This is a genomic window from [Clostridium] celerecrescens 18A, from assembly GCF_002797975.1.
Taxonomy (GTDB): domain Bacteria; phylum Bacillota; class Clostridia; order Lachnospirales; family Lachnospiraceae; genus Lacrimispora; species Lacrimispora celerecrescens.
In genome coordinates this window covers 3072303-3094762 of sequence record NZ_PGET01000001.1, presented here as the reverse complement: position 1 = coordinate 3094762, position 22460 = coordinate 3072303, and the positions used below count along the sequence as shown (strand labels likewise).

21 protein-coding genes are annotated in these 22460 nt (G+C 45.0%); 13 read left to right on the top strand and 8 right to left on the bottom strand.

Features of this window, described 5'->3' with window-relative positions; genetic code table 11:
• The first annotated feature begins 5 nt into the window (after positions 1–5).
• The 7 genes from H171_RS14210 to rhaD all read left to right on the top strand — a co-directional run bounded on the left by H171_RS14210 (position 6) and on the right by rhaD (position 6350).
• Positions 6–914, top strand: coding sequence for a carbohydrate ABC transporter permease (locus H171_RS14210; protein ID WP_100305736.1), 909 nt, complete (start codon positions 6–8; stop codon positions 912–914).
• A gap of 14 nt (positions 915–928) precedes the next feature.
• A complete protein-coding gene (locus H171_RS14205; protein WP_100305735.1) occupies positions 929–1756 on the top strand; it encodes a carbohydrate ABC transporter permease in 828 nt (275 codons plus the stop codon).
• A gap of 252 nt (positions 1757–2008) precedes the next feature.
• Positions 2009–2242: a hypothetical protein gene (locus H171_RS14200; protein ID WP_025231702.1), complete on the top strand. Its 234-nt coding sequence runs from the start codon at positions 2009–2011 to the stop codon at positions 2240–2242.
• 172 nt (positions 2243–2414) lie between these two features.
• The gene (gene rhaB, locus H171_RS14195; RefSeq protein ID WP_100305734.1) at positions 2415–3848 is read left to right on the top strand and encodes a rhamnulokinase; all 1434 of its coding nucleotides are present in this window, start codon (positions 2415–2417) and stop codon (positions 3846–3848) included.
• A 30-nt stretch (positions 3849–3878) separates the two neighbouring features.
• Positions 3879–4193 carry an L-rhamnose mutarotase gene (gene rhaM, locus H171_RS14190; RefSeq protein ID WP_100307535.1) on the top strand — a complete coding sequence of 105 codons (315 nt, stop codon included), beginning with the start codon at positions 3879–3881 and terminating at the stop codon, positions 4191–4193.
• A 65-nt stretch (positions 4194–4258) separates the two neighbouring features.
• The gene (locus H171_RS14185; protein ID WP_100305733.1) at positions 4259–5509 is read left to right on the top strand and encodes an L-rhamnose isomerase; all 1251 of its coding nucleotides are present in this window, start codon (positions 4259–4261) and stop codon (positions 5507–5509) included.
• A 13-nt stretch (positions 5510–5522) separates the two neighbouring features.
• Positions 5523–6350 carry a rhamnulose-1-phosphate aldolase gene (gene rhaD, locus H171_RS14180; RefSeq protein ID WP_100307534.1) on the top strand — a complete coding sequence of 276 codons (828 nt, stop codon included), beginning with the start codon at positions 5523–5525 and terminating at the stop codon, positions 6348–6350.
• Positions 6351–6421: 71 nt separating this feature from the next.
• On the opposite strand, the gene H171_RS14175 is transcribed toward rhaD, so the two are convergent.
• The gene (locus tag H171_RS14175; RefSeq protein ID WP_100305732.1) at positions 6422–7066 is read right to left on the bottom strand and encodes a hypothetical protein; all 645 of its coding nucleotides are present in this window, start codon (positions 7064–7066) and stop codon (positions 6422–6424) included.
• Between the two features lie 371 nt (positions 7067–7437).
• Here H171_RS14175 and H171_RS14170 point away from each other — a divergent pair, with 371 nt between their 5' ends.
• From H171_RS14170 to guaB, 4 genes are all read left to right on the top strand, one after another.
• Complete coding sequence (locus H171_RS14170; protein WP_100305731.1) at positions 7438–7728, top strand: co-chaperone GroES; 291 nt, start codon at positions 7438–7440, stop codon at positions 7726–7728.
• Positions 7729–7809: 81 nt separating this feature from the next.
• Positions 7810–9429 carry a chaperonin GroEL gene (groL, locus tag H171_RS14165; RefSeq protein ID WP_100305730.1) on the top strand — a complete coding sequence of 540 codons (1620 nt, stop codon included), beginning with the start codon at positions 7810–7812 and terminating at the stop codon, positions 9427–9429.
• Between the two features lie 239 nt (positions 9430–9668).
• Positions 9669–10178 carry a DUF6106 family protein gene (locus H171_RS14160; RefSeq protein ID WP_100305729.1) on the top strand — a complete coding sequence of 170 codons (510 nt, stop codon included), beginning with the start codon at positions 9669–9671 and terminating at the stop codon, positions 10176–10178.
• A 206-nt stretch (positions 10179–10384) separates the two neighbouring features.
• Positions 10385–11839: an IMP dehydrogenase gene (gene guaB, locus H171_RS14155; protein WP_100305728.1), complete on the top strand. Its 1455-nt coding sequence runs from the start codon at positions 10385–10387 to the stop codon at positions 11837–11839.
• 58 nt (positions 11840–11897) lie between these two features.
• On the opposite strand, the gene H171_RS14150 is transcribed toward guaB, so the two are convergent.
• From H171_RS14150 to H171_RS14135, 4 genes are all read right to left on the bottom strand, one after another.
• On the bottom strand, positions 11898–12302 hold the full coding sequence (locus tag H171_RS14150) for a DUF3842 family protein (protein WP_100305727.1): 405 nt from the start codon (positions 12300–12302) through the stop codon (positions 11898–11900).
• Positions 12303–12405: 103 nt separating this feature from the next.
• Positions 12406–13842, bottom strand: a complete 1437-nt coding sequence (locus tag H171_RS14145) for a PTS transporter subunit EIIC (protein WP_100305726.1) — start codon at positions 13840–13842, stop codon at positions 12406–12408.
• 38 nt (positions 13843–13880) lie between these two features.
• Positions 13881–14786 (bottom strand): N-acetylmuramic acid 6-phosphate etherase, encoded by a 906-nt coding sequence (gene murQ, locus H171_RS14140; protein ID WP_100305725.1) that lies wholly within the window; start codon positions 14784–14786, stop codon positions 13881–13883.
• The gene (locus H171_RS14135; protein ID WP_100305724.1) at positions 14743–15678 is read right to left on the bottom strand and encodes a MurR/RpiR family transcriptional regulator; all 936 of its coding nucleotides are present in this window, start codon (positions 15676–15678) and stop codon (positions 14743–14745) included. The genes murQ and H171_RS14135 overlap by 44 nt, the downstream gene beginning before the upstream one ends.
• A gap of 209 nt (positions 15679–15887) precedes the next feature.
• On the opposite strand from H171_RS14135, the gene H171_RS14130 reads away from it, so the two are divergent.
• Positions 15888–16760, top strand: a complete 873-nt coding sequence (locus H171_RS14130) for a PHP domain-containing protein (protein ID WP_157803164.1) — start codon at positions 15888–15890, stop codon at positions 16758–16760.
• Between the two features lie 919 nt (positions 16761–17679).
• Here H171_RS14130 and H171_RS14125 read toward each other — a convergent pair.
• Positions 17680–19089: a spore germination protein gene (locus tag H171_RS14125; protein WP_100305722.1), complete on the bottom strand. Its 1410-nt coding sequence runs from the start codon at positions 19087–19089 to the stop codon at positions 17680–17682.
• A 427-nt stretch (positions 19090–19516) separates the two neighbouring features.
• Here H171_RS14125 and H171_RS14120 point away from each other — a divergent pair, with 427 nt between their 5' ends.
• Positions 19517–20389 (top strand): YitT family protein, encoded by an 873-nt coding sequence (locus H171_RS14120; protein ID WP_100305721.1) that lies wholly within the window; start codon positions 19517–19519, stop codon positions 20387–20389.
• A gap of 85 nt (positions 20390–20474) precedes the next feature.
• On the opposite strand, the gene H171_RS14115 is transcribed toward H171_RS14120, so the two are convergent.
• Together H171_RS14115 and H171_RS14110 are read right to left on the bottom strand one after the other, a co-directional pair.
• Complete coding sequence (locus H171_RS14115; RefSeq protein ID WP_100305720.1) at positions 20475–21863, bottom strand: MATE family efflux transporter; 1389 nt, start codon at positions 21861–21863, stop codon at positions 20475–20477.
• A 78-nt stretch (positions 21864–21941) separates the two neighbouring features.
• The gene (locus H171_RS14110; protein WP_025231729.1) at positions 21942–22382 is read right to left on the bottom strand and encodes an FMN-binding protein; all 441 of its coding nucleotides are present in this window, start codon (positions 22380–22382) and stop codon (positions 21942–21944) included.
• Between the last annotated feature and the right edge of the window lie 78 nt (positions 22383–22460).

The window sequence follows — 22460 nt, the reverse complement described above, 5'->3', positions numbered from 1 at the left end:
TATATATGCAGGGTACAACAAAAAAGAAAATAGCAAAGCGGCAATGGAAAGAATGGGGAGAGGGGTACTTATTTATAACACCCCTGTTGCTTGGAATCTTTGTATTTTATATTTTTCCCTTTATTCAGAATTTCTGGTTCAGCTTTAATGAAGTGAATAAATTCAATGTAGCCACCTTTTATGGCCTTAACAATTATTTGGAAATGTTTAAGGATAAAGAACTGTGGAACTCTCTTGGCAATACACTTCTCTACGTCGGGATCACCGTGCCCCTGGGCCTTATGTTATCCTTGTTTGTAGCTGCCCTGCTCAATACGAAAATCAGGGGAACTTCTTTTTACCGGACCATCTATTTTCTGCCATCCGTGACCATGTCGGCAGCGGTGGCAATGGTCTGGAAATGGATTTATAATGAGCAGTACGGTCTTTTAAATGCGGCGTTAAAGGCTTTGGGTTTTGCTCCCCATGGCTGGATCACCGACCCCAAAACAGCTTTGTTCATGATTATGATCGTTGGAATATGGGGAACTGTAGGATATAACATGATCATTCTTTTAGCAGGCATGCAGGGGATATCAAGATCCTATTATGAGGCGGCATCTGTGGATGGGGCAAGCGGCATTCACCAGTTTTTTAAAATCACAATCCCCATGCTGTCACCGACCATATTTTTCGTCATGATCACCTCGATCATCAGCGGATTTCAGGTGTTTGATACCATTTATATGATGGTTGTAAAAACGAATACGGCCTATCGCAGCACCCAGACCCTTGTCATGATGTTCTACCGGAATGCCTTTGATTATGGCCATAAAGGCTATGCAGCAGCCATATCCATTTTGATCTTTTCTATCATTATGCTGGTAACCGTGATTCAGATGATAGGACAGAGAAAATGGGTCAATTACGACTAAGGAGGTGAAGCCGGATGATGAAATCGAGCAGACGAAAAAAACTATTGATCCACCTGATACTGATTGCAGGAATCGGTATCACCGTGCTTCCGTTTCTTTGGATGTTATGTACCTCATTTAAAACAAAGGGAGAATCCATGATGATTCCTCCCACGATTCTGCCGGAACGATTTGTTACAGAGGCCTATTATAATGTTCTTACCGCCCTTCCCTTTGGAAGAATTTATATGAACACGGTATTTTCTACGGTTATAACGGTTGCGGGACAGGTAGTGATCTGTACCCTGGCTGCATATTCCTTTGCCAGGATTAAGTTTCCGGGAAGAGATATCCTGTTTTTGGTGGTGCTTTCCGTCCTGATGGTACCGGGACAGATCTTTCTGGTGCCTCAGTACCTTATCGTGCAGAAACTGGGACTTTTGGATACCATGTTTGCACTTTTTCTGCCAAACTTATTCAGCGCCTTTGGAACTTTTATGATGAGGCAGTTTTTCTTATCCCTTCCTGATGAACTGGAGGAAGCAGCCATACTGGATGGGTGCGGAAGGATCCAGATCCTGACCAGGATCATGGTCCCTCTGGTAAAATCAGGGATCGTGGCCCTTGTGATTTTCACGGCAAAGTTTGCCTGGAATGACTTTATGTGGCCTTTAATCGTCAATACTACCACAACAAAGATGACTCTGGCTCCAGCACTTTCCACGCTCCAGGGACAGCATACCAACGATTATCCGGCCCAGATGGCTGGTGCTGTTCTGGCTGTCATTCCAATGGTTGTTTTGTTCTTTGTTTTCCAGAAACAGTTTATTGAGGGAGTGGCTCATACGGGAGTAAAAGGTTAAAGAACCGACAGGTAATCGATTTAAGAAATGATAAGAGGATTGTTTGAAACAGGGAAAGGAAAGCGGATCCCATCCGTTTTCCTTTCCTTTTAATGAATCCATAACGGACCTTTAAAACCGAAAAGCATTCATAAAAGTTCTTCCTGGAAATTTTTCAATAATGGAAGTTATAAAGTAATAAACAACAGAAACTTTGCATATACTTGGTAATATATGGTTGATAAAAATATTTCTGTAAAGGAGAGAACCAGTATGCCAAGAGGAGTAAGGAAGACACCACTTGAAAAACTTCAGGAAGAATTAAAAGAGGTCCAGGAATCGATTCAGCAATACAAGAACAGTCTGGTAACTTTAGGAGAAAAAGAGAAAGATATTCAGGATAAAATAAAGCTGGAACAATTTAAGGAAGTATCAACAATATTGGACGAGCATGAAATGTCGATCATGGATTTAAAGGAATTGCTTATTTCATCAAAGGCAGATTGAAACGCTTAGATGACCGGAGAACGGATATGCAAATAAGGACGCAGTTTAAAACAAACAGCGTCCTTATTTTTTTTGTGGAAATCCGTTATGATTAAGGTAGAAATACCCTGCGGGTATATCTTTATACCCGGAAAACATGGGCTTGGAAGAAAATAAAGGGAGAGTGGTTTACATGGAGAAGTATTATCTTGCCGTAGACATCGGCGCATCCAGCGGCCGCCATATTCTTGGGAACGTAAAGGAGGGAAAGCTGGTCCTTAAGGAGATTTACCGGTTTGACAATGGCATGAAGCAAAAGGATGGGCATTTGTGCTGGGACGTGGATTCTTTATTTCATGAAATTAAAGAGGGCATGAAGCAATGCAGGAAGCTTGGGAAGATTCCGGCTGCCATGGGGATCGATACATGGGCTGTGGATTTTGTCCTTTTGGACGGAGATAACCGGTTGCTTGGAAATGCGGTGGGATACCGGGATGACAGAACAAAGGGGATGGATGAAAAAGTATATGAGATCATTTCCTTAAAAGATTTATATGGAAGAACCGGCATCCAGAAGCAGATCTTTAACACCATTTATCAGCTCATGGCTGTCCGGGAAGAGACCCCGGAATATCTGGAGAAAGGGGAATCCTTCCTTATGATTCCGGACTATTTCCACTATCTGCTGACAGGGGTGAAAAAACAGGAGTATACCAATGCAACCACCACCCAGCTGGTGAGTGCGGAAACCGGAACCTGGGACTATGAACTGATCCGGAAGCTGGGCCTGCCTGAAAGGCTGTTTGGGGAACTATCCATGCCGGGTACATCAGTGGGACCATTGGCAAAGGCCATTGAAGAGGAAGTAGGGTTTACCTGCCAGGTAGTCCTCCCGGCAACTCATGATACCGGCTCTGCCGTCATGGCGGTTCCCCTGGATCCTGAAGGAGGGGATTCCATGGACGATCTCCTTTACATCAGCTCAGGGACCTGGTCTTTGATGGGAACAGAGCTTCCTAAGGCGGATTGTTCCATGGAAAGCATGAAAGCAAATTTTACCAATGAGGGCGGCTATGCTCACCGCTTCCGGTATTTGAAAAACATCATGGGGCTTTGGATGATCCAGTCTGTGAAAAAGGAGCTGAAAGAAAAGGGAGAGGCTTATTCCTTTGCAGAGCTTTGCCAGATGGCTTCTGAGGAAGTGATCCCTTCCATTGTGGACTGCAATGCTTCTGTATTCCTGTCTCCTGAGAGCATGATCGGGGAAGTGCAGGATTTCTGTGAGAGGTCTGGGATGGAGGTGCCAAGGACTCCGGGACAGATCGCGGCCGTCATATACAACAGCCTTGCAGCCTGCTATGGAAATACGGTAAAGGAACTGGAATCCATCACCGGAAGGACCTATCCGGCCATCCATGTGGTAGGAGGAGGCTCCAATGCGGAGTATTTGAACTGGCTGACGGCAGACCGCACAGGACGGACCGTTTATGCCGGACCGGGAGAAGCCACTGCCATCGGAAATCTTCTGGCTCAAATGCTGGCTGCCGGAGAATTTGAGAGCTTAAAACAGGCAAGGGAGGCAGTATACCGGTCCTTTGCCATAAAGGAGTATCAGCCAGGGAATTAGATGTCGCAGAATGGAGGAAGAGGAAAAGGCATGATAAGAAAATCTTTTAAAATGTACTTAAATGAAGGAATGGCCGAAGAATACGAGAAAAGGCACAATTTACTCTGGCCGGAAATGAAGGACATGATCAGCCGGCACGGAGGACATAATTACTCTATTTTCTTAGATGAGGAAACCAATGTCCTCTACGGATATATTGAAATTGAGGATGAAGAGAAGTGGGCAGAATCGGCGGATACGCCTATCAACCGGAAATGGTGGGATTATATGGCTGACATCATGAAGACTAACCTGGATAACAGCCCGGTTTCTATCAGTTTAAAGCCTGTATTTCATTTAGACTGAACGATATCATAGGAAGCCCCGGCCTTAACAGCCCGGGCAGAAATTTAGAAAAGGAGAAGAGAGCCATGACAATAAAGGAAAGATATGAAACAGCAAAAGAAGCATACAAGGCCATTGGGGTTAATACCGATGAGGCATTGGAGGCACTGAAGAAGATTCCTGTCTCCATGCACTGCTGGCAGGGAGATGATGTAATAGGATTTGACGGAGCAGGCGGGCTGTCAGGCGGCATTCAGACGACTGGCAATTATCCGGGACGTGCCAGAAATCCTCAGGAGCTGATGAATGATATGGGCAAAGCGCTGAGCCTGATTCCTGGAAAGCACAGGATTAACCTTCATGCAAGCTATGCCGTATTTGAAGAAGGAGAATGGGCGGACCGTGATCAGCTGGAACCGAAGCATTTTGCAAAATGGGCAGATTTTGCAAAGGAAAGAGGAATCGGCATTGATTTTAATCCCACCCTGTTTTCCCATCCAAAGGCAGAGAATGCCACCTTGTCCAGTGAAAACGAGGAAATCCGCAGCTTCTGGATCAGACACGTTCAGGCATGCATCCGTATTTCCGAATACTTCGCCGGAGAGCAGGGAACTCCATGTACCATGAACATCTGGATTCCTGACGGTTTTAAGGATATTCCGGCGGACCGTACCTCCCCAAGGGCGCGGTTAAAAGATTCTCTTGACCAGATCCTTTCCATGGATTACGATAAAACCAAGGTATATGTAGCCGTAGAATCCAAGGTATTTGGAATCGGTGTGGAAAGCTGTACGGTTGGTTCCCATGAATTTTATATGAATTACGCTTCCAAGAACGATATCCTTTGCCTGCTGGACAGCGGCCATTATCATCCCACAGAGGTGGTATCCGATAAGATATCCTCCATGCTCCTGTTCTTTGACAAGGTTGCCCTTCATGTAACAAGGCCGGTGCGGTGGGACAGTGACCATGTGGTGTTGTTTGACGATGAGACAAAAGAGATTGCAAAGGAAATCATCCGGGGCGGGGCTGACCGCGTTCTTTTAGCCCTTGACTTCTTTGATGCAAGCATCAACCGCTTAAGCGCCTGGATTGTGGGAATGCGCAATATGCAGAAGGCGTTGTTAAATGCCCTTCTTCTTCCCAATGAAAGGCTTGCCTTGTTACAGAAGGAACGAGACTTTACAGAGCAGATGATGCTTCAGGAAGAACTTAAGCTTTATCCTGTTGGCGATGTATGGAATTATTTCTGTGAGATAAACGGAGTTCCGGCAAAGGAAGATTGGTTTGAGGAAATACGCAGCTATGAAAAAGAAGTGCTGCTTAACCGGAAATAAGGAGAAAAAGAATATGAATATTTTAGATACTGAATTTGTAAAAGGCTTTATCCGTTTATGCGACGACGGTTTCCGTCAGAACTGGCATGAGAGAAACGGCGGCAATTTAAGCTACCGCATAAAGGAGTCAGAGGTAGAATCAGTGAAAGAGGTCTTTACGGATAAGAATCCCTGGCAGCCCATCGGAACCAGTGTAAAGGATCTGGCAGGAGAGTATTTCATGGTGACCGGAAGCGGGAAATATTTCCGCAACGTAATCCTGGATCCGGAAGCCAATACCTGTATCATTGAGGTAGATGAGAGCGGTGAGAATTACAGAATCCGCTGGGGGTTAGTAAACGGCGGGCGTCCCACCAGCGAGCTTCCTTCCCATCTTATGAACCATGAAGTAAAGAAAGAGGCTACATCCGGTAAGCACAGGGTGATCTACCATGCCCATCCTGCCAATGTAATTGCCCTAACCTTTGTTCTTCCCTTAGAGGATAAAGTCTTCACCAGGGAATTATGGGAGATGGCAACAGAATGTCCGGTGGTTTTCCCGGACGGCGTAGGTGTTGTTGGCTGGATGGTGCCTGGCGGACGAGACATCGCAGTGGCAACCAGTGAGCTGATGAAGAAGTACGATGTGGCTGTGTGGGCTCATCACGGCTTATTTGCCTCAGGAGAGGACTTTGACCTGACCTTTGGTCTTATGCATACGGTAGAAAAGTCTGCGGAAATCCTTGTTAAGGTGCTTTCCATACGGCCGGATAAGCTTCAGACCATCACGCCTCAAAACTTCCGTGATCTGGCGGTTGATTTTAAAGTGAATCTGCCGGAAGAATTTCTGTATGAGAAATAGTCTGTGAAAAAAAGCCATTGGAGAGCAAATGCTTTCCAATGGCTTTTTCAATTTCTTCTTTTAGATTATGATTAATCCATTTCTTCTTCCACAATGGTAGTAGTTTCATCGGCCAGTTCTTTCATCGCTGCTCCGGTGGAATTCGCCGCTTCTTTTGCCGCATCAATCCCATCCTTTGCTGCATCTTTTACTGCTTCGGCAGCAGTTTCTGCTGTTTCTTTTATCGTATCTGCAGTCTCTTTGGCTTTTTCTGCCAGCTGGTCTGCGGCTCCGGCAGCGTAATCCAAACCGCCATCTTCCGTAAACTCTTCGTCGTCTAAAAACCCATCTGTCTGTTCTTTTGCAGCGTCAAACATGTCCTTTGCGGTAAATGCTACGGCTGAAGCCGCTTCCTTTGCCGTATCAGAAACTATGCTCGCTGCATCCTTTACTAAGTTTCTTGCCGCACTAACCGCATCCTTGGCAGCATCTGCCATATGATCAGCGGCAACCTTAAATTCATCCTTATTGGCATGCAAAGAAACATAGTTGCGGTTCATCGTGCTGTCAATTTTGGAAATGTCGTCATTTCCCTCATCCTCAAAGTCGTGGAAATTTTCTTCCAGTTCTTTGTGGAAGGATTTGTATTTCGTAAAGTAAGAGATGCCGGCAGCAACAACGCCGGCCACAGTGGCCAGTGCCACGAATTTTCCAAACCCATTACCCTTTTTTGCCATTTGAAACACTCCTTTCCTTATTACCGTCCATGTATTCTGGGCATAGAGGTATGCCTGCAAGGTGCTTCCTTGTCACGGCTTATGCTTGATGGGCACAATGGTGCGCTTGTAAGGCGCTTCATTCTCTTAGTTATTGTAATACGTTCATCCGAAAAAATAAAGGTATATAATAAGAAAATTTCTATAAACTATGTAAGTAAAGGAGAAAATCGTACAAATATGGTAAAAATGTAAAAAAAATATAAAGTTAGCACTCAACTATTGACAGTGCTAATAATGAGTGATATAACTTATTATGTGAATAAAATAAAACTTCTTTCGGATGGCCAAAGAAAGAAATAATAAGCAGAAAGTTATGAGGAGGAATTGCAATGAAATTAGTACCATTATTTGACAAAGTTGTGTTAAAACCATTGGTTGCAGAGGAGACAACAAAGTCCGGTATTGTTCTGCCGGGTCAGGCAAAAGAGAAGCCGCAGCAGGCGGAAGTCACCGCAGTAGGACCTGGCGGTCTGGTAGACGGCAAGGAAGTTACCATGCAGGTTAAAGTGGGCGATAAAGTAATCTTCTCCAAGTATTCAGGAACAGAGATAGAGACCGGAGAAGAGAGCGAGAAATATGTGATCGTAAAACAGAATGACATATTAGCAGTGATCGAATAATCAGGAAGGCGATAAGCTTCATAAGGTCAGGTTTTAGATAGTACGTATATTTATTTTAACAGAAAACTGGAGGAATGAATCATGGCAAAGCAGATTAAATATGGCGTAGATGCCAGAAAAGCACTTGAATCTGGAGTGAATCAGTTAGCAGATACTGTTCGTGTAACATTAGGGCCTAAAGGCAGAAACGTTGTACTGGATAAATCTTTCGGCTCACCGCTCATCACAAATGACGGCGTTACCATTGCAAAGGAAATCGAGCTGGAAGATGCTTTTGAGAATATGGGCGCTCAGCTTGTAAAAGAGGTTGCGACTAAGACCAATGACGTAGCAGGTGACGGTACTACCACAGCTACCGTTTTAGCTCAGGCTATGATCAATGAGGGAATGAAGAACCTGGCAGCAGGTGCAAACCCAATCGTTTTAAGAAAGGGTATGAAAAAGGCAACTGAAGCAGCAGTAGAAGCGATTGCAAAGATGAGCGAGCCGATCAAGGGTAAGGCATCCATCGCAAGAGTAGCAGCTATTTCCGCATCAGATGATGAGGTCGGCGAGATGGTAGCTGACGCTATGGAGAAGGTTTCCAACAACGGCGTTATTACCATTGAAGAATCAAAGACCATGAAGACAGAGCTGGATCTTGTGGAAGGTATGCAGTTTGACAGAGGTTATATCTCTGCTTATATGTGCACCGACATGGAAAAGATGGAAGCTAATTTAGACGATCCATACATTCTTATTACTGATAAGAAGATCTCAAACATTCAGGAGATCCTTCCTTTATTAGAGCAGGTAGTTCAGTCCGGCGCAAGACTTCTCATCATCGCAGAAGATGTGGAAGGCGAAGCTTTGACAACCTTAATCGTTAATAAATTAAGAGGAACCTTCAACGTAATCGCTGTAAAGGCTCCAGGCTATGGCGACAGAAGAAAAGAGATGTTACAGGATATCGCTGTTTTAACAGGCGGTACCGTGATCTCTGATGAACTGGGATATGAGCTTAAGAATGCAACCCTTGATCTTTTAGGACGTGCAAAATCCGTAAAGGTTCAGAAGGAAAATACCGTAATCGTAGATGGCTGCGGCGATAAGGAAGCAATCACTGCAAGAATCGGCCAGATCAAGGGCCAGATCGAAGAGACTACTTCTGATTTTGACAGAGAAAAATTACAGGAAAGACTTGCTAAATTATCCGGCGGTGTTGCAGTAATCCGCGTAGGTGCTGCAACAGAAACCGAGATGAAGGAAGCAAAACTCCGTATGGAAGACGCTTTATCTGCAGCAAGAGCAGCAGTTGAAGAAGGCGTTATCGCAGGCGGCGGTTCTGCTTACGTTCATGCCATCAATCAGATTGAAGAACTTGTTAAACATTTAGAAGGCGATGAGAGAACCGGTGGAAAGATCATCTTAAAGGCTCTTGAATCCCCATTATACCACATTGTAGCCAATGCAGGACTGGAAGGAAGCGTTATCATCAATAAGGTGAGAGAGTCCAAGGTAGGAACCGGCTTTGACGCATATAAGGAAGAATACGTAGACATGGTAGAAGCAGGCATCCTGGACCCGACAAAGGTAACCAGAAGCGCCCTTCAAAATGCTACAAGTGTTGCATCTACCTTATTGACAACAGAGTCCGTTGTTGCTAATATTAAAGAAAAAGCACCTGCAATGCCAGCCCCAGGCGGAATGGATATGATGTAATTTTCAAGTAAGCAACGAGCAGTGCGAAACAGAACATGAAAAAATTTACGTTGTGCTTGCACATAAGAAAATTTTTCCATGTTCTGTTTCATAGGGCGAATGCCCGTGAGCTGGTAAAGCCTGTGGCTTTACCAGCTGCACTGCGGACTCCCGGTACCCCACCCACCATATCCCCAATCAGGATAAGCCCCTTCCCCTCTAAGCAGCCATGCAGGAAACAAGAAAGGACCCAAATCGTTATGAATGAAATGTATGCAGAATGGCTGGTGAAGCGAAAATCACCTGCCTATACCATGTTGATAAAAATTGCGATGGGAATCCTATGCGTAATTGCATTTTTCCTCTCCATGTCTCCGGTTTTCGGAATCTTTGGAGTGCTTATTCTGCTTGCAGCCGCAGCCGCCACATACTTTGTATTCCGAAACAGCGAAGTGGAATTTGAATACTTATTTGTGACCAACACTCTATCCATCGACCGGATCTACGGCAGAAGCAAGAGAAAGAAGGCCTGGGAAGGTTCCATGGAAGGGATCCAGATCGTAGCTCCCACTGGTTCCACAGAGGCCAGGGATCATGAAACAAAAAGCATGAAATTACTTGATTTTTCATCCCACGTACCGGGAGCAAAGACTTATACATTAATCAGCCAGTCCGGTGCAGAAACCACAAAGATCATATTTGAACCTAACGATAAGCTGCTCCAGTGCATGAGGATGACAGCGCCCCGTAAGGTTATAAGAGAAGTATAAAAGAAAAAGGAATCAGTCGGTTAAAAAAACCGGCCGGTTCCTTTTTCCTTACAGAAAAGCTGTCCATGGGCTGTCCATGAGTGACGGAAAGAAACCGGAAAATGTCCGTTGACAACCCCTGTAAAATTTGTTAAACTATGTAACTAACAAGTAAAAAGACTTATTAGTTTCATTAATAAAAATATAAAGAAGGAGAGGAAAAGTTAATGGGTACAATAATTGGCGAAGGCATTACTTTTGATGATGTGCTGTTAGTTCCGGCTTATTCAGAGGTCATTCCTAATCAGGTTGACTTAACGACCAACCTTACAAAAACCATCAAGCTCAATATTCCGCTTATGAGTGCAGGCATGGATACCGTTACCGAGCATCGCATGGCAATTGCCATGGCAAGACAGGGAGGTATCGGTATTATCCATAAGAATATGTCCATAGAGATGCAGGCAGAAGAGGTTGATAAGGTAAAGAGGTCAGAAAACGGCGTCATAACGGACCCATTCTATCTTTCCCCGGAGCATACATTAAAAGATGCGGATGAACTCATGGGTAAGTTCCGCATTTCCGGAGTGCCGATCACAGAAGGAAAAAAACTGGTGGGAATCATCACCAACCGGGACTTAAAATTCGAAGAGGATTTCAGCAGGAAGATCAAGGAATGCATGACCTCTGAAAACCTGGTAACAGCCAGAGAGGGCATCACTCTTATGGAGGCAAAAAAGATCCTTGCAAAAGCAAGAGTAGAAAAGCTTCCGATCATTGATGAAGACTTTAATTTAAAGGGCCTTATCACCATCAAGGATATTGAAAAGCAGATCAAATATCCGTTGTCCGCAAAAGATGGACAAGGAAGACTTCTATGCGGAGCTGCCGTAGGAATAACAGCCAACGTGCTTGACCGTGTTGACGCCCTGGTAAAGGCAAAAGTGGATGTGGTAGTTTTAGACTCCGCTCACGGACATTCCGAAAACGTCCTCCGCTGCGTAAAAATGATCAAAGAAGCTTATCCGGCTCTTTCCGTTATTGCAGGAAATGTAGCAACCGGAGAAGCTACAAAGGCTCTCATAGAAGCAGGAGCTGATGCAGTGAAGGTAGGAATCGGGCCAGGATCTATCTGTACCACCCGTGTGGTAGCCGGCATCGGAGTTCCCCAGATCACGGCTGTTATGAACTGCTATGCAGTTGCTAAGGAATACGGCGTACCAATCATAGCTGACGGCGGAATCAAGTATTCCGGAGATTTAACAAAGGCCATTGCGGCCGGCGGAAGCGTATGTATGATGGGAAGTATGTTTGCCGGATGCGACGAAAGCCCGGGAACCTTTGAACTGTATCAGGGCAGAAAATATAAAGTATACCGTGGTATGGGTTCCATCGCTGCCATGGAAAACGGAAGCAAAGACCGCTACTTCCAGACGGATGCCAAAAAGCTGGTTCCGGAAGGAGTGGAAGGCCGTGTGGCTTACAAAGGAATGGTAGAAGATACCGTATTCCAGATGCTTGGCGGCTTACGGTCCGGTATGGGTTATTGCGGAGCAATGAGTATTAAGACCATGCAGGAAACCGGAAAATTCATTAAGATTACGGCAGCCTCCCTTAAGGAAAGCCATCCCCATGACATCCATATCACAAAGGAAGCGCCAAACTATAGCATTGATGAATAAATAGCCGTTTGATGAACCGAAGGTAAATACAACATTTTCATAAACAAAGAGGTGGAGATCATAAAAGATTCTCCACCTCTTTGATTACCAGGGCAATGGATTCCGTTAAAGTCAGGTTTTCACAGCCCACTACATAATGATTGCATTTATTCACCGGTATAAGGATCTTATAAGCACGGCTTTTTCCGATGGCCTCAGCCATGGCTGGAGTGATCTCTCCCAGGAGAGAATCGGCAATGACGATCCCAATAGGACCGATGATAACATCTGCATCCCGGCTGGCCACTAGGACAGGATTCTCACCGGTTGCACCTGCATCGGCTCCTGCCTTTAACATGGCGGAAGTAGCAATGGAATTGGTCCCGATGGCAATGACTGAAAGACTGGGATAGGACTTTTTTAACTGAGCGATGACGGACTGCCCCATTTTGCCGCCCTGCCCGTCAATGATAACGATTTTCATGTCTTCGTCCTCCTTACCCCTCTATTGTATTATAGGGAAGGACAGAAATCAAGCAAAAGGCCAGCCGGGCAGTCTGATTTAGGTTCATTTTCAGCAGGTAAGCTTAAGCTTTTGCAACTTCATCTTCCTTAATGAACAGGCCGGTAATGATAAATCCGGCAATGTAAGCGATCACCAGACCCATAAAATAATTAAGCATATTAACAGGGCTGCTCATGATGGGAATGGCTAACAGGCCCGAAGGGCTCCAGGCAATGCTTCTTACATGCATGAGCATCACATAGGCTCCGCCGAAACCGGCTCCCAGGCCTGCAGTTATGAAAGGCTTACCTAACGGAAGCGTAACTCCATAAATAAGCGGTTCGCCGATGCCTAAGAATCCAGAAGGCAGTGCACCGATGATGACGCTCTTTAAGCGTTTGTTTCCGCTTCGTTTTGCTTTCAGATAGATGGCAATGGCTGCACCCACCTGCCCTGCACCAGCCATGGCCAGGACCGGGAATAAGGAGACTCCGCCCATTTGTTCCAGCTGAACCGCATAGATTGGAACCAGCCCATGATGCAGTCCCAAAAGGACAAGGGGAAGGAATACGGCTGACATAATGTACCCGGATAAAACACTGACGACCGGATTTGCGGAATTTACAAGGAGGGATAATACCCAGACAAGACCGTCAGATAAAAAGCCGGCAGCCGGCATCAGTACCAGTACGAACAAGGTACCGGTGATCAGAATGCTTAAGAATCCGGTCAGCATGATATCAAGGACATCGGGAACATGTTTGCGCACCCAGCGTTCTACCTTGGAGAGAACCCAGACACCGATGATCACACCGATGATTCCGCCCTTACCGCTAATTAAGGTTGAGCTGTTTGGAATCTGTTCATTGTAAAGGCCAAAGAACTTTGATATGTCCGTGATCTGTGACATAATGCTCATAGAGCCGATCATGCCGCCCAGGGCAGGCGTTGCTCCAAAGCTTTTTGCTGCATTGACACCGGTAAAAATTGAAAAATAACCGAGAAATGCACCACCGAACAGCTTTAGTATAGTGACAAGAAGAGTCCAGAAGCTGCCTCCCAACATCTGCGCTTCCACGCCCTGACCGATGATATTGGCAACACCGTTGCATAAACCGGCCGCGACGATAGCAGGAATCATAGGAATAAAGATATCGGAGATAACCCGTATGCTGCTCTTTAACCCGTTTCCTTTCTGGCCGGCCTTTACTGCTTCTTTGTTTTCCTGCCAGGAAGCATTGGTGGAGAGCCCTTTGCCGCCAAGCTCACTTGGGATCCCAAGGCCGTGGCAGATATCCATGAGCTTTCTGGCCTTTCCGGGGCCGACGACCACCTGTACATCGATTCCGTTTGCAACCAGGCCAAGAACTCCCGAAATCTCTTTCAGTTCCTTCTCCTGCATCAGATCAGGATTCTTTACCTTTAAGCGAAGGCGTGTCATGCAGCTGGCCGCGGCTGCAATATTTTCTTTCCCTCCCGATAATTCCAGGATCTTTTGAAGCAATACTTCATTTGTCATAATAGACACCTCCATAGTTGAAATGAATAAATTGATAGTTAATCAGAATCCCTTTTCATGCATGCGCGGATATGCCCGCGGGATTCCTTTAATTTCTTTTCTGCTTCTTTTGGCCCTGCGCCTGTTCGTTTCATGGCTATGGCTAACTTCACGCTTCCTCCTGCTTCGTCTAACAGCCTTCTGGCCTCATTACGAGTTATTTCTGTGGCAGCCATCAGAATGTTTTCTGCCCGGGAGCGCAGCTTCTCATTGCTCTGCACCACATCTACCATAAGGTTCTGGTATGCTTTTCCGATGCCCACCATGGCTCCGGTGCTGATCATATTAAGTATCATCTTCTGGGCGGTTCCGGCTTTTAACCGGGTGCTGCCGGTCAAAACCTCCGGTCCCACCACCGGTTCGATGGCCAGGTCTGCATAAGTTCCAATGAGGCTACCTTCATTGCAGGCTATGGATACGGTTCGGCAGCCTACGCTTTTTGCATAGCTTAGGGCAGCCGATACATAGGGCGTTCTTCCGCTGGCCGCAATGCCCACCACTACATCTTTTTGGGATAAGGACAGCGCTTTTAAATCTTCGATGCCAAGAGACTCAGAGTCTTCTGCTCCTTCCACTGACTGCCTGATGGCCCTGTCCCCGCCGGCAATCAGGCCGATGACCATACCCGGATTAACCCCAAAGGTGGGAGGGCATTCAGAACTGTCTAAGATACCAAGTCTACCGCTGGTTCCTGCTCCCATGTAGATGAGCCGGCCTCCGGCCTCAAAAGCTTCACAAACCCATTCCACTGCTTTGGCAGTCTGCGGCAGGACTTTTTCCACAGCCTCCGCCACCTTCCGGTCTTCCTGGTTCATAGCCGTTACCAGTTCGAAAGGTGTCATGGTGTCTAAATCCATGGTATCAGGATTGCGGCTTTCTGTTGTCATCTTGCTTAAATCTACCATGATTGATTTCCTCCTCATTATACGCTTCGTCGAAAGGTTCAAAATACGACGGGTTTTTCTTGGAAATGTGCGTTTTACGCCACTGCGACAGGGAATATTGGCTGTTATGGTTGGCGTATGCAGTATACAGAATATCAATGATGTTTAACTGGCTGATTCTGCTTCCCATGGCTCCGCTCCGAAAGATGGATTCATTGGCAGCCACATAAAGGTTGTAATCTGCCATCTCCGAAAGCGGTGATACGGTAAAACGGGTGATCAGGATGAATTTTGCCCCTACCTGCTGCATGGTTCTTGCACACTCAATCATTTCCATGGTACTGCCAGAATAGGAGATCATCAGTCCTAAATCCTCCCGGCTCATGTTACGTGCCTGCAAAAGCTGGGAATGCCAGTCATCATTTAAGATGCAGGGTTTATTGATCCGGAGGAATTTTAAATACGCATCCCGGGCTACCAGAAGGGAAGAACCGATTCCGAATAAACAGATGGTTCGGCATTGGCATAAGAGGTCAATGCAGTTTTTAAGGGCGGATATATCAGTTAAATTTCTGGTATCCTCTAAGGAGGCGATGTTTTTATATGTAATTTTGTCGACGATCTGTTCCAGAGTATCCTTCTCTGTGATCTCCTCCATTTTTTCCCTGGTGTTCTCCTGCCGGATGGCCAGTTCACAGATCAGGGCTGCCTTCATTTCCTTGTACCCGGAGAAGCCAAGTTCATGGCACAGCCGGATAACGGTGGAAGAGGAAGAAAATCCTTTTTCTGCCAGAGCGTGGACTGAAAGCTTCACCGCTTGTTCCGGTGTGTCTAACAGGTACCGTACGACGCCGGTCTCTGCAACACTCATCTCTTTTTGATATTCTCGCAAACGAACCAGTACACTTTTCATGTTTATTTCCCCTTGTTGTGGTATTAGTATATGCAGCGTGGATTAATAGTTCAAGACATTAGGCTTCTTATAAAACTTTATACCATATATTGGAGGAAATGTCTGGTTTTTGTCTTGTACTATGCCAAAAGTTGGTCAATTTGTTGACCTGTATAAAAGATAAGTTTATAATAGGACTATTAGAACCCTTACGTTTAAGGAGGTCATTGATGAAAGCGGACTTTCATATGCATTCCTGTTTTTCTGACGGAAGTGAAACCATAATGCAAATTTACTCCCTGGCGAAGGAGCAGGGCCTTAAGGCGGCAGCCATAACGGATCACGATACGATATTGGGCCTTAAAGAAGAAGAAAAGGCGTCAAAAAAGTATTGTATTCCTTATATTCCGGCTGCAGAGTTTACGGCTGCAGAGAAGGGAATGAAGTTTCATGTGCTGGGATATGGAATCGATCCGGAGAATCCGGAGCTGCTTGGGTATTCCAACAGCTTTCTGGTACAGATGAATGAACGATCAAGGCATCAGATCTTAAAGATGCAGCAGGCTGGAATAGAGATTGAAGAAAAAGAGTTTTTCGATAAGGCAGGAGGCGGACCGCTTTACCGGGCAAAGCTTTTGGGAGTTCTGGCTGACCATGGACTCCTTAAAAGAGAAGATATTATGAAGAGCCTGCCCCTTTATTTTGGAAAAGGAGCTCCATATGAGGAAGAGGATCGTTTTTCTTATAGAAGTTTCTATAAGATATGTGCGATGATAAAGGAGGCTGGGGGATATGTGGTTTTGGCTCACCCAGGGAAGATAAAGAGAAAGGACAGACGGCTTTATGATGCCCTTTTAAAGGAAGAATGTCTGGATGGCGTTGAAGTGTACCATCATGATAACCCGGAGGATGTCCGGGCAGAATTATTGGCTGTAGCAGAGAACCGGCATTTAATGGTCACCGGCGGCAGCGATTACCACGGTATTTACATGAAGAAGCCAGCTCTTCCGGGGGCTGAGGAGCTGCCGGAAGAACTGGCGGATGGATTGGAGCATCTGCTATTAAGTAAAAGAGCAAATTCATTTAATTCAACCTTCGTCTAATCATAAAAACTGGGCGGTATACCTGTATCACCCAGTTTTTTATTGAATTCAATTCATTCTCCAAATGGTTTATCATGTGTGCAGGTTGCTTCTTGAATATTTTTGTGTGATAGTTCAACATAGAGGGTGGTTTAAATTTCTCCTATGCGTGCTTAATAGGGCAACGACCCATAAAAAAGACACTGAATCAGCAGTGTCCTGGCATGTCGATAATCTTACCGGTTCGTAGAAAACTATACAAGGTGATGTGAAATAAAAATCGGTGCTGTGTTAGCAACCGATTTGACAGAATGTTTTGGGATTTGTCTGCTATTTAAATACAGCTCTATATGTAACTCTTTTTTTCATTTCGACAGCACAATCAAATCATTTCAAATACAATGTTTGTTATGATTCCGTCTTTATCTCATTATAAAACCACCTTCCCATTCACAGCATCAATAGGCATATAACCATAATTGCCGTCAAAAAATATATCAAGCATCTTTTCAGTTCTATTATACCATCCATCTCTATATATTTCATTTTCGTGCAGCATCGTGGGTAATTTTAACTCCAGCCTTTACCGATTCATTTGCCATGCTATTACCTCCTTAATATATCTTTATATATTTTTTCCAGAATATCACACCATTTCATGATAACCAATATGATAGCTGAATTTGGTCATTAACTTTCCGAATTCGGTAGGCATAGCAGCTGTAGCTTAAAAAATACTCTATATCAGCAATGTCCTAGCCTGTCGATAAACTTGACGGTTCGTAGAAAATTTATTTTCCGCGTAAGTAAAGAAGTAGAAAAGACAGTTTTTTCGTCTTTTTCAAGGACTTGAAGCGGAAGAATGGTTTTCTACGAACCTCAATATACTTTGTCTGCAGTTTAAGTCATGTGTCATTAATACTACACACTTATTATCTGGTTACTTCTCCCTATGAGGAAGCCTTCCCCGGAAGAACCGTTTTTTCAGTTCTGAAAGGTGGAATGGAATCAAGGGATAGATATAACTTTTTCCTGCTATGGTTTTATTAAACACAATTGCGCCTATGGAAAGCGCAACGCCGCCCACAAATCCCCAGAAATTCAGCAGGGCGGTGGAGATCAGCATGATCAAACGCATGAATTTAAAGGCATAACCCAGCTCAAAGCTTGACTGAGAGTAGTTGGCAATGGTCACAAAGGCCATATAAAGCATGGTCTCACTGTTAAACCAGCCGGATTTTACGGAATATTCACCCAGGACAATACCGGCGATCACACTGAGAGGCGTGGTCAGCATGCTGGGAGTGTTGACTGCGGCAAGCCTCAGACCGTCAATGGCAAACTCCAGAATCAGGAGCTGGAAAAGCAGGGGAACCTGGGGCTGTTCCGATAAGCGGATAAATTGCAGCCAGGAAGGGATCATTTCCGGATTTTGCATAAAAAGCAGCCACATAGGTGTTAAATACAGGGTCAGAATGGAAATGGCCAGGCGGGACAGCCTTAAGTAAGTCCCGGTCACAGGAGGAAAATAATAGTCATCGGCTTCCTCGATGATATCAAAGACAGAGGATGGTAAAATCATGGCTGAGGGGGAATTGTCCACCAGGACGACAATGTTCCCTTCCAGTATAGAAGCAGCGGCAGTATCCGGCCGCTCGGAATATTTGAATTTGGGGAAAGGGTTAAACCATTTATGGGGATAGATACACTCTGCAAGGCTTTCCTGGTTCATGGTAAGGGCATCAACCTTAAGCTTGCTGATCCGGTCTTTGATCATGTTTAAAAGATTTTCATCATTCCGCCCCTTGAAATAGCAGATGGCGATATCCGTGTGGGAGCTTTCTCCGGCATTCATGACTTCTATGGTAAGCTTGGGATCTCGGATCCTGCGGCGGATAAGAGCGGTATTAAAAACCAGGGTTTCCACAAATCCATCTCTTGATCCTCTTAGAACTTTGTCTTTTTCCGGCTCTGATACGCCTCTGGCCGGATAACTGCGGCAGTCCACGGTCAGACATCTGTCGTACCCGTTAACGAACAGGCAGGACACTCCGGTCAAAAGCTGTTTGATCATGGTTTCATCGTCTTTTACAAGACCCACCTGACCATAAGGGAGAAACCTTTTGGAAAATTCATGGGCATCAGGCGGCATATCTTCTGCCTGAATGGATAATAAGTTGTCCAGGATCTTCTGCCACGCATCACTCTGGGTAAACCCTTCAATGAAGTAAAGGCAGGCTTCCTGTTCTCCGATATAAAAGGTCCGGTAAACGATGTCAAAGTTTCCGGCTACATCAATCCTTGTGTTTAAGTAGTTCATATTATTGGAAAGGCTGTTGGAAAATTCCATGGCGATGATCTCCTTGTAAATAAAAAATGTCCATAGTGCGGGCGGTAATAAAATAAGTATGTGCATTTTCCATGAAATTATGTTTTATAAATTCTGTACGTATTCCGAGGAGTTTCGACTTGATCTTGTATGAAAAGATATTAAAATGGCCCTTTTTTATAAAAAGTCTTTTAGTAAAATGTACTAAAAACGTTGACTTTTTTGACAATAGATGGTATTATCGTCCATGTGAGAAGCACAAAGGAATTACTTGTGTGCGTGATTTTGGCATGGGGATGCCAGGTAGCAGAACTGAATAATGTGACGGTTCAGATCGTGACGGGGGATTGCCTTCTGTGGGGGAAGGGCAATCCTCTATTAATTTAAAAAAATTTGATACAAGAGAAGGATTTACATATAATATCATGTAAAGATGAGGAGGAATTTTATGTGGAAGAAACTTAGGAGAGATAAGCGAGTCCGCAATGCGATGACGACCATGGCAGTTGTAGTCTCCGCACTTTTACAGACCTATGTTATCCAGGCGTTTATTAAGCCTGCAGGTCTTCTGTCAGGAGGATTTACGGGTATTGCAATTTTAGTTGACCGGGTGACTTCCCTGTATGGGTTTAATATTTCTACTTCCCTGGGCATGATCGCTTTGAACATTCCGGTTGCATGGGCCTGCAGCAGGAATATCAGCAAACGGTTTACCTTTTTTTCCTTGATGCAGGTTTTTTTAACCAGTGCATTTTTAAGGATATTTAATTTTTCACCAATATTTGATGACAGAATTTTAAACGTTATTTATGGCGGTGTCCTCTATGGGTTTGGCATTGTTCTTGCTCTTCGTGGCAATGCTTCCAGCGGGGGAACGGATTTCATCGCTCTGTATGTTTCCAATAAGACGGGCAATTCCATCTGGTCCGAAGTTTTTATAGGGAATGTGATTCTGCTTTGTATTTTCGGAGGAATTTTTGGGTGGGATTATGCAGGGTATTCCATTTTATTCCAGTTTGTAGGAACGAAAGTTATCTCCACCTTTCATCACAGATACGAAAGAGTTACCCTTCAGATCACCACAGCCCAGGGCCCAAAGCTTGCGGCTAAATATGTAGAGGCATTCCATCATGGAATTTCCTGCGTGGATGCGGTGGGAGGCTACAGCAAGAAGAAGATGTACCTTCTTCACACTGTGGTGTCTTCCTATGAGGTGGCCGACATTGTAGCGCTGTTTCATGAGGTGGATGAGCATGTGATCGTAAACATGTTTAAAACCCAGCAGTTTTACGGGTCCTTTTACCAGGCGCCCATGGAATGATCCCGGCAATCCCTTAAAACGGAAGCGAGACATTTACTGCTTAAAAAATGCAGTAAATGTCTCGCTGGGTAGGGGGTTAAAACAATTATTTTTTTAAAAAAGCAGGGAGCCGTTTTCTTTTTAATTTGCCGAACCAGTTAAAGTATATGATGAATAATAACGAGGTAACAGCCCAGGTTAAAGGGTAACTGAAAATCACAGTTTCAATGGTAGGACACAGGGGAACTGCCACACAGATCCAGATAACACGGAGCGCACAGACCCCTAGGCTGGTGATAATCATGGGAATCCAGCAGTCACCGGCTCCACGAAGGGAACCGGAGTAAATCTCGATACAGACGTATGTAAAAAATGTGGGAGCAAGGTAACGGAGTATTTCCGTTCCTTTTTCAATTACGGCTGCATCGGTGGTAAACAGCAGATAAACGTAATTCCCAAAGGTATAAAGGAGAACGCTGAGAGCGATGGCTGCAGTAAAGCTCATAGCCATGCAGACCCTGATCCCTTTGTAGACCCGGTCTTTTTTTCCGGCTCCGTAGTTCTGTCCCACAAAGGTAGTAATGGAGATACCGAAGGCGCTGATGATCATCCAGAATACGCTGTCTATCTTTCCGTAGGCTGTCCATGCGGCAATGGTGTCGGTTCCGAGAGTATTAACGCTGGACTGGATGATGATGTTGGAAGAGGAGTACATAACGGATTGAAGTCCGGCAGGAAATCCGATTCTTATGATGCGACGAAGCATATCCTGGTCGATTCCAATGGCCTTTGGCACCAGCCGGTAAGCCTCTTTTGATCTCATTAAAACCATTATCACAAGAACGGCACTGACCAACTGGGAAATGATGGTGGCAAGAGCTGCACCCATGACGCCCATGTGCCAGTAGACCACAAAAATGATATCCAGGATAATATTTGTGAAGCAGCTTGCAATCAAAAAATAAAGGGGGCGTTTGGAATCCCCGATGGCGCGCAGGATCCCCGCACCCATATTATAAACAAGATTTGGGATCACTCCAGCAAAATAGATCCGTATGTACAGGACTGCATAATATAAGATCTCGTCAGGCGTTCCCATAGCCTTTAAGGCATAAGGCGCTGTCAGGATGCCAACCACCATCACGATCACGCCGCATATGATGGAGAAGGTAATAGCGGTGTGGACAGCCTTGTTCACCTGCTCCTCCTGCCTGGCTCCGTAAAACTGGGAAATAATAACTCCGGCACCGGAAGAAAGCCCTATGAAGAACCCGATCAAAAGATTGATCAGGGGTCCTGTAGGGCCTCCAACGGCTGCCAGTGCTTCCTTTCCTACAAACCGCCCGACTATGACTGCATCAGCGGTATTATATAGCTGCTGAAAAAAAGTTCCAAATAAAATGGGAAAGAAAAACAGAAGAAGCTGTTTCCAAATCACTCCCTCTGTAATCTGATTTTGCTTATGTGCATCTGTTATGTCCGCGTTCTGGTTCATCTCTGTTTCCTCATTCAAGTAATTATGTATTCTTTTTTTCCATTATACTGTCAAAAATGGAAAAATACAATCCCCGCCTTATTCCGTTATCTGAGCTTTTGCAATGGCCTGATCCACGGCTTTTAAAAGCACGCCCGAAGTATAGCGGGACTCGGTTGCATAGGATACGTTCTTTGTGGACTGGTTATTAATAATCTGCTGTGACAGGTTATCCATGGCCGGCTGCATCAGGGGATACATGGTGGTGACGGCTTCGCTCAAAGGAACCAGAGTAACGGAAGTGATTTTTTTGGAGTCAACCGTGACCTCCACATTGATATCCTGGCTGTTCAACGTAATGACAGAGGAATACACTCCCGGAACATAGTGCACAGGATCGCCGGAAGTCGGAACAGCATCCTTCTTCGGGCGGAACATGACTAAAAACAAAGTGATGAGTAGGATTCCAAGGCCAACGAAGATTGCAGTATAGATGATTTCTTTCATTCGTAAAACAACTATTTTTGTTTTAGAGCTCATAAAAAAGGCCCTCCGTACAGTTTTGTTATAATGTATGAATGGGTCCGGGGGTTTCATACCTAAGATTTCATTGTTAGA

Bases quoted from the DNA above. Each gene is read 5' to 3' on its own strand.
- H171_RS14210 (WP_100305736.1), top strand. From the start codon at position 6: ATGCAGGGTACAACAAAAAAGAAAATAGCAAAGCGGCAATGGAAAGAA.
- H171_RS14205 (WP_100305735.1), top strand. From the start codon at position 929: ATGATGAAATCGAGCAGACGAAAAAAACTATTGATCCACCTGATACTG.
- H171_RS14200 (WP_025231702.1), top strand. From the start codon at position 2,009: ATGCCAAGAGGAGTAAGGAAGACACCACTTGAAAAACTTCAGGAAGAA.
- rhaB (WP_100305734.1), top strand. From the start codon at position 2,415: ATGGAGAAGTATTATCTTGCCGTAGACATCGGCGCATCCAGCGGCCGC.
- rhaM (WP_100307535.1), top strand. From the start codon at position 3,879: ATGATAAGAAAATCTTTTAAAATGTACTTAAATGAAGGAATGGCCGAA.
- H171_RS14185 (WP_100305733.1), top strand. From the start codon at position 4,259: ATGACAATAAAGGAAAGATATGAAACAGCAAAAGAAGCATACAAGGCC.
- rhaD (WP_100307534.1), top strand. From the start codon at position 5,523: ATGAATATTTTAGATACTGAATTTGTAAAAGGCTTTATCCGTTTATGC.
- H171_RS14175 (WP_100305732.1), bottom strand. From the start codon at position 7,066: ATGGCAAAAAAGGGTAATGGGTTTGGAAAATTCGTGGCACTGGCCACT.
- H171_RS14170 (WP_100305731.1), top strand. From the start codon at position 7,438: ATGAAATTAGTACCATTATTTGACAAAGTTGTGTTAAAACCATTGGTT.
- groL (WP_100305730.1), top strand. From the start codon at position 7,810: ATGGCAAAGCAGATTAAATATGGCGTAGATGCCAGAAAAGCACTTGAA.
- H171_RS14160 (WP_100305729.1), top strand. From the start codon at position 9,669: ATGAATGAAATGTATGCAGAATGGCTGGTGAAGCGAAAATCACCTGCC.
- guaB (WP_100305728.1), top strand. From the start codon at position 10,385: ATGGGTACAATAATTGGCGAAGGCATTACTTTTGATGATGTGCTGTTA.
- H171_RS14150 (WP_100305727.1), bottom strand. From the start codon at position 12,302: ATGAAAATCGTTATCATTGACGGGCAGGGCGGCAAAATGGGGCAGTCC.
- H171_RS14145 (WP_100305726.1), bottom strand. From the start codon at position 13,842: ATGACAAATGAAGTATTGCTTCAAAAGATCCTGGAATTATCGGGAGGG.
- murQ (WP_100305725.1), bottom strand. From the start codon at position 14,786: ATGGTAGATTTAAGCAAGATGACAACAGAAAGCCGCAATCCTGATACC.
- H171_RS14135 (WP_100305724.1), bottom strand. From the start codon at position 15,678: ATGAAAAGTGTACTGGTTCGTTTGCGAGAATATCAAAAAGAGATGAGT.
- H171_RS14130 (WP_157803164.1), top strand. From the start codon at position 15,888: ATGAAAGCGGACTTTCATATGCATTCCTGTTTTTCTGACGGAAGTGAA.
- H171_RS14125 (WP_100305722.1), bottom strand. From the start codon at position 19,089: ATGGAATTTTCCAACAGCCTTTCCAATAATATGAACTACTTAAACACA.
- H171_RS14120 (WP_100305721.1), top strand. From the start codon at position 19,517: ATGTGGAAGAAACTTAGGAGAGATAAGCGAGTCCGCAATGCGATGACG.
- H171_RS14115 (WP_100305720.1), bottom strand. From the start codon at position 21,863: ATGAACCAGAACGCGGACATAACAGATGCACATAAGCAAAATCAGATT.
- H171_RS14110 (WP_025231729.1), bottom strand. From the start codon at position 22,382: ATGAGCTCTAAAACAAAAATAGTTGTTTTACGAATGAAAGAAATCATC.